Below are 12,400 nucleotides of genomic sequence, written 5' to 3'. Positions count from 1 at the left end.
TCTTCCGATCTATCAGTCAATGATGTGTCGTCTGATCCACCGCTCCCGCCGGCAAGCCGTGCTGCTACGGACGGTCGGCGCGCGACCAGGCTTCGGGTAACGTTCAATGTCCAATCTGGCTTATAATCTCCGGTTCTTGTAGCGCTGCCGGGCCGATCCTGCGGCCCGAAACCGGACCTTTCAATGTTACGAATCACCGAACTCAAACTGCCGCTGGACCACGCGGATGAAGAGCTGCGCCCTGCGCTGCTGCAACGCCTGGGCATCGACAGCGACGAGCTGCTGGATTTCACCCTCTTCAAGCGCAGCTACGATGCGCGCAAGAAATCCACCGAACTGCAATTCATCTACACCATCGACCTTGAAGTGCGCGACGAAGCCGCGCTGCTCAAGCGCCTGAGCCACGACAAGCACCTGACACCCGCACCGGACGTCAGCTACAAGGTCGTTGGCCAGGCGCCTGCCGATCTCGCCGAACGCCCGCTGGTCGTCGGTTTCGGCCCGTGCGGCATCTTCGCCGGCCTGCTGCTGGCACAGATGGGCTTCAAGCCGATCATCCTCGAACGCGGCAAGGAAGTCCGTCAGCGCACCAAGGATACCTGGGGCCTGTGGCGCAAGAACGTGCTCAACCCCGAGTCCAACGTGCAGTTCGGTGAAGGCGGCGCAGGCACCTTCTCCGACGGCAAACTCTACAGCCAGATCAAGGACCCGAAATTCCACGGGCGCAAGGTCCTGCACGAGTTCGTCAAGGCCGGCGCGCCGGAAGAAATCCTCTACGTCAGCAAGCCGCACATCGGCACGTTCCGCCTGACCGGCGTCGTGGAAAACATGCGCCAGCAGATCGAAGCGCTGGGTGGCGAGGTTCGTTTTGAACAGCGCGTCACCGACGTGCTGATCGAAGACGGCCAGTTGCAGGGCGTGGAGCTTGCCAGCGGCGAGCGCATCGAGTCGCGCCACGTGATCCTGGCCCTGGGCCACAGCGCCCGTGACACCTTCCGCATGCTCCACGGCCGTGGCGTGTACATGGAAGCCAAGCCGTTCTCGGTGGGTTTCCGCATCGAACACCCGCAAGGGCTGATCGACCGCGCGCGCCTGGGCAAGTACGCCGGGCACCCGAAGCTCGGCGCTGCCGACTACAAACTGGTGCACCACGCGAAAAACGGGCGTTCGGTGTACAGCTTCTGCATGTGCCCGGGCGGCACCGTGGTGGCGGCGACTTCCGAGCCGAACCGCGTGGTTACCAACGGAATGAGCCAGTACTCACGCAACGAGCGCAACGCCAACTCAGGCATCGTGGTCGGCATCACCCCGGACGAAGACTATCCGGGCAGCCCGCTGGCCGGTATCGAGCTGCAGGAACGCCTGGAATCCCACGCCTACATCATGGGCGGCGAGAACTACGAAGCGCCTGCGCAACTAGTGGGTGATTTCATCGCAGGCAAGGCGTCCACCGAGCTGGGCAGCGTCGAGCCGTCCTACAAGCCCGGCGTGAAACTCACGGACCTGGCCGATGCCCTGCCCGCCTTCGCTATCGAGGCGATTCGCGAAGCGTTGCCGGCGTTCGAAAAACAGATCCGCGGCTTCTCCCAGGCCGATGCGGTGCTGACCGGCATCGAAACCCGCACCTCCTCGCCGCTGCGCATCACCCGCGGCGCGGACATGCAGAGCCTCAACGTCAAGGGCCTGTTCCCGGCCGGTGAAGGCGCAGGCTACGCGGGAGGGATCATGTCGGCGGGTGTCGACGGGATTCGTATCGCCGAAGCCTTGGCCAAGAGCATGTTGGGTATCGTCGAGTAACAAACGCAATACCTGAACTATACCGACCGTAGCAGCACGGCTTGCCGGCGGGGGCGTCCTTGAGATCGCTCCCGCCGGCAAGCGGAGCGCCGCCCGGCCGGGCTGCTACGGGTTTGTTGAAGATTCCTACAAGCCCCGTCGTATAAGCCCTGCAGCACTTTGTAACACTTCACACAAATCCTTTGTATACAGGTTCATATTCAATTTTTTATAACAAAATCGAATATAACTTTTGTTTTCAGCAATAAGAACACGCGGTACGGTGGCGCTCCTTTTGCGCATGTCCATGGAGAGTGACCTTGCCCGTACGCAATACATTCAAACGCTTTTTCCAGCTTGAGGCGGCTGGCGGTCTGTTGCTGATCGCTGCAGCCGCCCTCGCCCTGCTGATCAATAACTCGCCGCTTTCCTGGCTCTACAACGGCCTGCTCGACACGCCGGTGGTGGCGCAGATCGGCGCATTGAAGATCGCCAAACCGCTCCTGCTGTGGATCAACGACGGCCTGATGGCGCTGTTCTTCCTGCTTATTGGCCTTGAGGTCAAACGCGAGGTACTTCAGGGTCATCTGTCGCGTCCCTCGCAGATCGTCCTGCCGGGCGTGGCCGCCATCGGCGGCATGGTGGTGCCGGCGCTGATCTACTGGGCGCTGAACAAGGACGACCCTGCGGCCATGAGCGGCTGGGCGATTCCCATGGCGACCGACATCGCCTTCGCCCTGGGCGTACTCGCGCTGCTGGGCAAGCGCGTACCGGTATCGCTCAAGCTGTTTCTGATGACCCTGGCGATCATCGACGACCTGGGCGCGATCATCGTTATCGCACTCTTTTACTCGGGGGAGTTGTCCACACTGTCGCTATCGCTGGCCGGCGCCTCGATCCTGGCCCTGATCGCGATGAACCGCCTGGGGGTGACGAAACTCGCACCCTACCTGCTGGTCGGCCTGGTGCTGTGGGTGTGCGTGCTCAAGAGTGGCGTGCATGCCACCCTGGCCGGCGTGGTGCTGGCGTTCTGCATTCCGCTCAAATCCACGGGGCAAACCGCCTCTGCCCTGCAGACGCTGGAACACGCCCTGCACCCCTGGGTCGCCTACGCCATCCTGCCGCTGTTCGCCTTCGCCAATGCCGGGGTTTCGCTCACGGGCGTGAGCCTGGACAGCTTCACCCATCACGTCCCCATGGGCATCGCTGCGGGCCTTCTGCTGGGCAAGATGCTGGGCGTGTTCGGCCTGACCTGGCTGGCGATCAAGACCGGCATGGCCACGCTTCCGGCCGGCGCCAACTGGGGCCAGGTGCTGGGTGTGTCGATCCTGTGCGGCATCGGCTTCACCATGAGCCTGTTCGTCGGCTCGCTGGCGTTCGTGCCGGGACAAAGCGAATTCGCCGGGGTGGACCGGATGGGCATCCTGACCGGGTCGATCCTGGCCGCGTTGATCGGCTACGCAATCACCGCGCTTTCCAGCCGCAAGGCGCACTGAACCGTAGCAGCACGACTTGCCGGCGGGGGCGTCGTATCAGGCACTGCCTCTTTGTCTGACCCACCGCTCCCGCCGGCAAGCCGTGCTGCTACGAAAAGGAGTGATATCCCGCGAACAAAAACGCCCCGAAGATCGGGGCGTTTTTATTTGCGGCAGGATCAGTGAGTAACGCGGCTGGTCCCGTTCACAGTCATGATGCGAACACGCTCGCCAACACGGAAGATCTCGTTTTCCTGAACTTCCTGCACGTAGGCACGCATGCTGCCGTCATCTTCACGCACGGTGATTTCCACACCCTGCGCACGGGTCAGGCCACCCTCGGCGGCCGAACCGAGCAGGCCACCGGCCACCGCACCGATCACGGCGGTAACGATACTGCCGCGACCGCCACCAATGGCGCTACCACCCACACCACCGACGATCGCACCGGCACCGGCGCCGATCGGGGTCTTGGTGCCTTCAATCTTCACAGGGCGCAAGGACTCGATGGTGCCCAGGCGTACGGTCTGGACTTGGCGAGCTTCATCGCGCGAATAGGAGTCGCCGGTCAGGCTCGAAGTACAGCCGCCCAGCGTCAGCGCCATGGCAGTGAACGAAGCAACCAACAGAACAGACTTACGCATAACATTCATCTCCAAAGGAACAGGTGGCGATTAAACTCTGCGGCGCTGAGTCATGTCACGAACCTGTACCGATTATTTACGTTCATTCAGGCGCTATACAGAAAGCCGCCAGCGTCTATCAGTATGGACGACGGCATGGGCGATTGATTCAAAGAAATGCCGATCCAACCTCCCCACCGGCAGAATCGCAGGTCTAGGGCGCCAGGCGTTCGCGGGTCCAGGCACCATCGACCAGCCGATAATTGAGCCGGTCGTGCAGGCGGCTTGGCCGGCCCTGCCAGAATTCGATCCGGTCCGGCACCAGGCGGTAGCCACCCCAATGTTCAGGGCAGTGCGGCTGGCCATCGCTGAACCGCGCCTCGGTGGCCTTGAGCAGTCCTTCCAGTTCTTCGCGGTCGGCGATCACCCGGCTTTGCGGCGAAGCCCACGCTCCCAGGCGGCTGCCCAGAGGACGAACCTGGAAATAGGCGTCGGATTCTTCGTGGGAAACCTTCGAGATCCGCCCCTCGATGCGCACCTGACGCTCCAGGGTCGGCCAGAAGAAAGTCATGGCGGCAAAGGGGTGAGCCGCCATCTGCTGGCCTTTGGCGCTGTCGTAGTTGCTGAAGAAGGTGAACCCCTGAGCGTCCAGCCCCTTGAGCAGCAGGACCCGGCAGTGAGGACGACCGTCGGCATCGACGGTCGCCAGGGTCATGGCGTTGGCTTCGACCGGCGCCTGCTCGGTCTTCACCGCCTCGTCGAACCACTGGTGGAACAGCGCGAAGGGTTCTTCCGGAGCCTGGGCTTCGGTCAGACCCTCGCGGGCGTAGTTGCGACGCATGTCAGCCAGACGCTGGCTCATCACTGCCTTCCTTTATCGAAATCCGTGGACGGGATAGCGATATTACCCTCAGTTGCTGCTGGCTTGCGCGTCGCTGGCTGCTTTCTTGGCGGCAGGCTTGGCGGGTGCGGCCTTGGCCTTGGTAGCAGTGGCTTTCTTGGCAGGCGCTTTCTTGGTTGCCGGAGCCTTGGCCGGCGCTGCCTTCTTGGCCGGGGCGGCGGATTTGGCAGGCGCGGCCTTGGTGGCCGGTGCCGGGGCGACTGCTGGCTGGGCTTCCTTCACAGCGACCATGGTCGGCGCCGGTACCGCTGGCAGGTTGTACTTGGCCAACAAGGCGACCATCGAATCCTGCGGCGTGAGAATCACTTCAACGCGACGGTTCTGGGCACGCGCCGAAGCGGTATCTGCGGTGACACGAGGCATTGCCGCGCCCATGCCGCGCAGGTTCAGGCGATTACGCTCCAGGCCGCTGAGGCGGAAGATCGCCGCCACCGACTGTGCGCGCTGCTGGCTGATCTTGAGGTTACTGTCGCTGGCGACGTCGGCGTGGCCGAGTACCAGCACGGCGGATTTCTGATCGCCTTCGACCAGCTTGGCCATGCGGGTGATCGGGCCGAGGTTGATCGGCAGCAGCATTTCCGGACGGTCCGGGTTGAAGGTGCTGTCCACCGGTGCCGTCACGACCAGCACGTCTTCACGGCGCTCGAGTTCGAACTTGCTGTCCTTGATCGCCTCGCGCACTTTCGGCTCGTTGAGGTCGAGCCAGGCCTGGGTGACTTTCGGGTCGATCTTCGGCAAGGCAGGCGCTGCGTCTTTCTTCGCTTCGCTGCCTCCGAATGGCCACCACCATTTGCTGCCGGTATCGGCCTTGGCGACTTCAGGGGCGCTCGGCTTGGTCGCTGCCACTTCCGGCTTCTTCTCGGTGGTGCCGTGGTCGGAGCCGAACGGCCAGTACCAGTGGCTGCCGCTCTCGGCTTCAGTCTTGGCCACTTCAGCGGCAGCCGGGCTGGCCGCAGGCTTCACCGGCGCGGCCTTGGCAGCGTCGGCGCTGTTGCCGGAGCCGAACGACCACCAATGGTCGTTGCTGGCCGACGAGTCCTGAGGGGTTTGCGCGCAACCGGTAACGGCGAGGCACAGTGCAAATGCGAGACTTTTGTTGGCAGACATGGGTGACCCACAAAAAATTGATCAGAAAATGAACGAAGCAGCGCCCATATAACACGCATAAACGCCGAGTTGGAAAAAGAAACCGCCCTACGGTTCCCATATGGGCGGTTTAACTGACAGTCGGTAGAACAAGCACTTATCAGCGACAGTTATTGCAAACACTCACCAAGCACCCGGACCAGACGCTGTGCCCGGGGATCCATCAGCACATAGGGGCCCAGCGTGTTGGTGACGAAGCCAAAGGCCACATCGCGCTCCGGATCGGCGAACCCCACGGAACCACCGGCGCCAGGATGGCCGAAGGATTTGCCGCCCAGGCCGAAGGTGGCATTGGGCACCTCGGGCTGGTCGAGCATGCAGCCCAGGCCGAAGCGCGTCTGGGTCAGCAGCGTCTTGTCCTGGCCGATGCTGTGCTCGCGGGTCAGCTCGTTGATCAGCTCGGCGTCCAGCAGGCTGCCATCCAGCAAACCGCTATAGAACCCGGCAAGGCTGCGGGCGTTGCCGTGGCCATTGGCGGCAGGTTGTTGCATGCGCCGCCATTCGGGTTTGTTGGTGCTGGTCATGATCGACGGCGGGTTGGTGAACGCGCGGGCGGTCATGGAGGTGGGTTCGCGCATCGTCGCCTGGAGCAGGCGCTGGGCCGCTTCATCGCCGACGTTGCCCTTGCCGCGGGCGATATGGGCCACGCGATGGAATTCCTCGTCCGGCAGACCGACGTGGAAATCCAGCCCCAGCGGCCGGCAGATGCGCGCCGCGATGGACTCACCCGGCCCGCGCCCTTCGGCACGGCGGATGACTTCGCCGACCAGCCAGCCGTAGGTAATCGCGGCATAACCGTGCCCCTGCCCCGGCGTCCACCAGGGCTGCTCGGCAGCCAGCGCGTCGGTCATCGCTTGCCAGTCGTAGAGCGCTTCGGCCGGCAGCATGTCGCGCAGGGCGGGCAAGCCGGCCTGGTGGCACAGCAACTGGCGCAGGGTGATGGCCTGCTTGCCGGCGGCCGCGAATTCAGGCCACAGGCGCGCCACCGACTCGTCCAGGTTCAGCTTGCCCTCGCCCACCAACTGCAGGGCGGTGACTGCGGTGAAGGTCTTGGTGCAGGAAAACAGGTTGGCGATGGTGTCTGTGTGCCAGGCCTCGGCGCCGTCCTTGTCGGCACAGCCTGCCCACAGGTCGAGCACCGTCTGGCCGCCGATCTGCACGCACAGCGCAGCGCCGCGCTCTTGCGGATCGTCGAACAATGCGGCAAAGGCTTCGCGCACGGCTTCGAATTGAAGCTCGAAATGACCCTGGATCTGCACGGTGTCGCCCTCCGGTCAGGCTGCAGAAAAATGGCGTGCATTGTTCCAGCGATTGAGCGGTTTGGGAACAGCGGCACGCTGTCAGACTTACGACAAAACCTGTAGGAGCGCGCTTGCCCGCGATGGCGATTTGTCTATAACGGATGTTTCCCATGACACACCACCGTCGCGGGCAAGCGCGCTCCTACGGGTCATTGTGGCTTGCCGATCACATCAATCACCTGCCCATTGGCCTTGCGCACCGCTTCGACAAACCCCTGATACGGCACGTCGGTAATGCTCACCAACCCCAGATGGCCGTTTTCGCCATCGAGCATGCGCCCGGTGGCAGGCTCATCCAGGTACTGGAACCAGTGCACGCCGACAATCGAAGGCTCGGCCAATGCGCTTTTCAGGAAGTTGGCGTAGGCAGGCCCACGGTCTTCTTCGCGAGGCACTTCGACGGCGCCGCCCCAGAACGGTCCGCGATCCCGCGAGCCGAAATGGAACTCGCTGACCAGCACCGGCTTGTCCAGCACCTTGAGCTGCGCGAAGTCCACGCCGTCCTGAGGTTTGAGCGCATACAGATTGAAGCTCAGCACGTCGCAGTACTGGGCGCAGGCCTGAATCACTTCCGGGGTGCTGACACCGAAACGTCCGCCCAGCAGCAGGTGGTTAGGCGCGTGCCACTTCAAGGCATCGGAAATGGTCTTGAAGTAGGTCTGCGCAAACACGTGCTGAAAATGCCTGAAGTCGTTCTCGATCTCCGGATGCTCGGGGTTCGGCAGTGGCGGCTCGAACCCCGGATCCTCCATCAACTCCCAGGCCGGCAGATCGATGCCCCAAGCCTTGGACAGCCCTTCCTGATTGCGGTACTTGTCGCGCAGTTGCTTGAGGAACGCCCGCTTCGCCGGAACGTCGGTGGTCAGTTTCAGCGTGCCATAGGCCAGCGCGTAACGGTCCTTCGGATCGTTTCCGGGCCCGGCCCAGGCCAGTTCGTTGTCGGCGAAGTAGCCGATCAGGTAGGGATCGTCACGGTGATCCCGTGCAGCGATGGCCACCGCGCGCTCGGTGGCCATGGCAAAACGCGGATCGAACGGATCGGGCATGCCGCCCCACCAGTCGTGGCCGGTGCTGATGCTGACGTAATCACCGACGATGGACAGCGGCAAGGTGTAGGGCACGCGCTCGCGGTTGCCAAGCTCGGGCTCGCTCCAGTTGCCGATGGTGTTGAAGCCCCAGGCCTCGAGGCGTTGCAGGGTGTGATCAGTCCAGCGCTTCAGATCCAGGCTGACCGGTTGCACGCCATAGGTTCGCTGCAGGTTGGCACCGTAGAAATCGAACCAGCGCCCTGCATCGAACTGTCGCCCCTTGCTCGCCCCCGTCTCGCGGTGGTCATTGCCGGTGCCGTAGAACACCGCCAGCGGGTCATCGTTGCCGGGCAGGCTGCCGAACATCGATTCTCGCCCTTCGACGTAGGTCTGGCTGTCATCCGCCGCGATGGCGTTGACGCCCAGGGAGTAGAACGGGTGGCCTTCGGGCGTCACCAGATACCAGCGGTCATTGCGCTTTTCAGTCCGAAAGAAGCCCTTGGCCTCGAAAGTCGGGCCTTTCAGCAGGCCGCCGTATTTGTCATGGGCCGGGCGGTCCTTGATCCAGCCCTTGAGCTGCTGTTGCTCTTTGGCCGCCAGGGATTTGAGCTGGTCATCGCTGGTGATCTTGTCCGGCCATTTGCCACGGGTGTATTGGCCATAGCCGTCCAGCAGATTGCTGTAGGCGGCCTTCATCACCGCATCGCCCTGCTGCACACCGAACTTCTCGATCAGCACACTCTGGGCAACATCAGGCCGGGACATCGACACAGTCACCGACTTCACCTGGGCCAGGTCCAGATCGCCCTCGGTGCTGGCCAGCAGCACGCGCTGGCCTTCGTAAGTCCAGGGCATGGGCGGCCCGACGCGCATGCCCTGGCTCAGCGGGGAGCTGGCCTTGAGTGGCACGATCAGGGTTTGCGCAGGGCCCGCCGGCAGGTCGATGCGGCTGTCCAGGATTTTGCCGTCGGCACTCTCGATCCGCACATGCAGCGTCAGCGCCCAGTCCATCGCGCTTTGCAGGCGCAGGGTCATGGCGCTGTCGGCGCTCCAGTCCCAGACGCCGCTCTGTGGGGTCAGGCTCAGGCTGGGGTTGGCGGCCGGGTTGAAAGTCACCCGGCGCAGCACATCGCCCTCAGGCGTCTGCTCGGCGTTGGCCTGGGGCAGCGTGGCGTCCTGTGTGGTGACCTGCACCACATCGGCAGGACGCACAAAGTTGAACAGTGTCTGCTGACCATCGGGCGCCGCGTACACAGGTGCAATGCAGGCCAGTGCGAGAACGGCGGACAGCGTGGGGCGAATCATGGGATCGGGGCTCCAGAATCTTCGGACACCCGAGCACTGGCGTCAGCCGCGATGCTCAGGCAGGCCGAGATAAGACCCGATCAACCCCGTTTCATCCCCGATGGGTTTCAGGAAATTTCGCGACGGAACGGCGGCAACGCATTGAGGATCGCCTTGCCATAGCGCTGGGTGACCACTCGCCGGTCCAGCAGGGTGATGATCCCGCGATCCTGCTCGGTGCGCAGCAGGCGGCCACAGGCCTGAATCAACTTGAGCGATGCATCGGGCACGGCGATTTCCATGAACGGATTGCCGCCGCGAGCCTCGATCCACTCGGCCAGCGCGGCTTCCACCGGGTCATCCGGCACGGCGAACGGGATCTTGGCGATCACCACATGCTCACAGTAAGCCCCCGGCAGGTCGACGCCTTCGGCGAAGCTGGCCAGGCCGAACAACACGCTTTCATCGCCGCCATCGACCCGCGCCTTGTGCTTGTTCAGGGTCTCCTGCTTGGACAGGTTGCCCTGGATGAACACCCGCTTGCGCCAGTCGCGCTCCAGACCATCGAACACTTCCTGCATCTGCTTGCGCGACGAGAACAGCACCAGCGTGCCCTTGGAGCCCTCGACCAGCCCCGGCAGTTCGCGAATGATCGCTGCGGTATGCTCGGCGGCATTGCGCGGATCGGCGTTCAGATCCGGAACCCGCAGTACGCCGGCATCGGAATGATGAAACGGACTCGGCACCACGGCGGTGACCGCATCCTTGGGCAGGCCGGCCCGCATGCGGAAGCGGTCGAACTTGCCCAGCGCGGTCAGCGTCGCAGAGGTGACCAGCGCGCCGTAGGCCACGTTCCACAGGTTGCGGCGCAGCATCTCGGCCGCAAGGATCGGGCTGGCATTGACCTCGATGTCGAACAGCGAGCCGCTCTCGGCCAGGGTCAGCCAGCGCGCCATGGGCGGGCTGTTTTCCGGATCTTCGGCGGTAAAGGCGGTCCACAGCTCCCAGTTGCCGTGGGCACGTGCCAGCAGGCTGCCGAATAATGGATACCACTCTTCGGCCTGGTGGCTGGCGATGCCGATGTTCACCTCGCCATCCATGCCTTCCTTGAGCAGTTCGGTCAGGCGGGTGAACAGGTCGTCGAGCCGGGCAAAGCCCTTCTTGAGTTCGATGCCCATCTCGCGCATGTGCTCGGGCACCACGCCACCCACGAAACGATGGCGCGGACGCTCGCGGCCTTCCATGTCTTCGCCGGTCTTGAAGTCGGCCAGTTGCTCGCAGGCAGTGAACATGAACTGCTGTTGCGCCTTGATCTCGCGGGCCAGCTCCGGCACCTGCTCGATCAGCTTGCCCAGGTCGCCGGGCAAGGGGTGCTGCGCCAGCAACTTGGTGAGGTTCTTGGCGGTCTGCTCCAGCCAGTCGGCGGTGGAGCGCAAGCGACTGAAATGGGCAAAATGGCCGATGGCCTTGTCAGGCAGGTGGTGGCCTTCGTCGAACACGTACAGGGTGTCCCGCGGATCGGGCAGGACAGCACCGCCGCCCAGCGCCAGGTCGGCAAGGACCATGTCGTGGTTGGTGACGATGACGTCGACTTTTCCCATACCTTCGCGAGCCTTGTAGAAGGCGCACTGCTGAAAATTCGGACAATGCCTGTTGGTGCACTGGCTGTGGTCGGTGGTCAGCCGCGCCCAGTCCTGGTCAGCCAGCTCTTGTGGCCAACTGTCACGGTCGCCGTCCCACTTATTCCCCGCGAGCTTTTCGATCATGGTGGTGAACAGCTTCTGGCTGGCCTCATCGACCTCGATCTTGAAGCCTTCTTCCTCGAACAACTGGGCCGTGGCGCTTTGCGCGTTGCCTTCTTGCAGGAGCATGTCGAGCTTGGACAGGCACATGTAGCGCCCCCGGCCCTTGGCCAGGGCGAACGAGAAGTTCAGGCCGCTGTTGCGCATCAGGTCCGGCAGGTCCTTGTGCACGATCTGCTCTTGCAGGGCCACGGTCGCCGTCGCGATCACCAGCCGTTTGCCGGCGGCCTTGGCGGTGGGAATGGAGGCGATGGCGTAGGCCACCGTCTTGCCGGTACCGGTTCCCGCCTCGACCGCGACCACCGCAGGATCCCCCGAACGCCGGCCTTCCTCGTCGGTCTCGACGTCGCCCAGCACCTTGGCCACCTCGGCGATCATCAAACGCTGGCCGTAGCGAGGCTTGAGGCTCTTGGCTTCGAGGAAACGCGAATAGGCGCCCTGAATCTGGGATTTGAGTTCGGTACTGATCATGGGCTGGGTAGCTGGCTCGGCGTCACAGGGTTGCAAATGAAAAAACGCTGGATAAATTATCAGTGGTCGCAGCGGGGCGGCTATCATACCGCGCTAATTCTTTCTGTGCAGATCGGAGTTCTCGATGTCGCCTGTAGCCTTTGTCTACACCTTGCATGTGTTATCTGCGGTCTTGTGGGTAGGAGGGATGTTCTTTGCCTGGATGATTCTGCGACCAGCGGTCATCGCAGCCCTCGAAGGCCCGATGCGGCTGAAGTTGTGGGCGCAGGTGTTTCCGCGATTTTTCGTCTGGGTCTGGTGCGCGGTGATCATGCTGCCGGTCACGGGGATTGGGATGATCAACATCAATTTCAGCGGTTTCCAGACCGCGCCACGCTATGTGCAGGTGATGATCGGGCTGTATGTGGTGATGGTGGCGTTGTTTCTGCGCATCTCGACCCTGAACCTGCCGCAGTTGCAGAAGGCCGTGGCGGCAGAGCAATGGGCCGAAGGGGCCGCGGCGCTGGGCGGGATCCGGCGGCTGGTGGGTATCAATCTGTTGGTGGGGATTGCAGTGGTGGCGATCGCCGCAGCGCGCCCGGGGTTCTAATTTT

The 12,400-nt window shown here is 63.2% G+C and carries 9 protein-coding genes; 3 read left to right on the top strand and 6 right to left on the bottom strand.

Annotation, left to right across the window (positions count from 1 at the left end; all coding sequences use genetic code 11):
• The first annotated feature begins 183 nt into the window (after positions 1 to 183).
• Entirely contained in the window at positions 184 to 1,797 is a 1,614-nt protein-coding gene (locus NPS29_RS28070) for an NAD(P)/FAD-dependent oxidoreductase (protein ID WP_274136726.1), read from the top strand.
• A gap of 299 nt (positions 1,798 to 2,096) precedes the next feature.
• Positions 2,097 to 3,272: a Na+/H+ antiporter NhaA gene (gene nhaA / locus NPS29_RS28065; protein ID WP_274136725.1), complete on the top strand. Its 1,176-nt coding sequence runs from the start codon at positions 2,097 to 2,099 to the stop codon at positions 3,270 to 3,272.
• A gap of 158 nt (positions 3,273 to 3,430) precedes the next feature.
• On the opposite strand, the gene NPS29_RS28060 is transcribed toward nhaA, so the two are convergent.
• From NPS29_RS28060 to dinG, 6 genes are all read right to left on the bottom strand, one after another.
• Entirely contained in the window at positions 3,431 to 3,895 is a 465-nt protein-coding gene (locus NPS29_RS28060; protein WP_274136724.1) for a glycine zipper 2TM domain-containing protein, read from the bottom strand.
• A 193-nt stretch (positions 3,896 to 4,088) separates the two neighbouring features.
• Positions 4,089 to 4,736 (bottom strand): pyridoxamine 5'-phosphate oxidase, encoded by a 648-nt coding sequence (gene pdxH, locus NPS29_RS28055; RefSeq protein WP_274136723.1) that lies wholly within the window; start codon positions 4,734 to 4,736, stop codon positions 4,089 to 4,091.
• Between the two features lie 48 nt (positions 4,737 to 4,784).
• The gene (locus NPS29_RS28050) at positions 4,785 to 5,882 is read right to left on the bottom strand and encodes an OmpA family protein (protein WP_274136722.1); all 1,098 of its coding nucleotides are present in this window, start codon (positions 5,880 to 5,882) and stop codon (positions 4,785 to 4,787) included.
• Between the two features lie 149 nt (positions 5,883 to 6,031).
• Positions 6,032 to 7,180, bottom strand: coding sequence for a serine hydrolase domain-containing protein (locus tag NPS29_RS28045; protein WP_274136721.1), 1,149 nt, complete (start codon positions 7,178 to 7,180; stop codon positions 6,032 to 6,034).
• A gap of 191 nt (positions 7,181 to 7,371) precedes the next feature.
• On the bottom strand, positions 7,372 to 9,555 hold the full coding sequence (locus NPS29_RS28040; RefSeq protein ID WP_274136720.1) for a beta-galactosidase: 2,184 nt from the start codon (positions 9,553 to 9,555) through the stop codon (positions 7,372 to 7,374).
• Positions 9,556 to 9,662: 107 nt separating this feature from the next.
• Positions 9,663 to 11,807: an ATP-dependent DNA helicase DinG gene (gene dinG / locus NPS29_RS28035; RefSeq protein WP_274136719.1), complete on the bottom strand. Its 2,145-nt coding sequence runs from the start codon at positions 11,805 to 11,807 to the stop codon at positions 9,663 to 9,665.
• Positions 11,808 to 11,931: 124 nt separating this feature from the next.
• Here dinG and NPS29_RS28030 point away from each other — a divergent pair, with 124 nt between their 5' ends.
• Positions 11,932 to 12,396 (top strand): CopD family protein, encoded by a 465-nt coding sequence (locus NPS29_RS28030; RefSeq protein WP_274136718.1) that lies wholly within the window; start codon positions 11,932 to 11,934, stop codon positions 12,394 to 12,396.
• Positions 12,397 to 12,400 lie beyond the last annotated feature (4 nt).

The organism is Pseudomonas putida, from assembly GCF_028682175.1.
GTDB lineage: Bacteria > Pseudomonadota > Gammaproteobacteria > Pseudomonadales > Pseudomonadaceae > Aquipseudomonas > Aquipseudomonas putida_AD.
The sequence above is the reverse complement of the archived record's forward strand: the minus strand, read 5'-3'. Positions and strand labels throughout refer to the sequence as shown.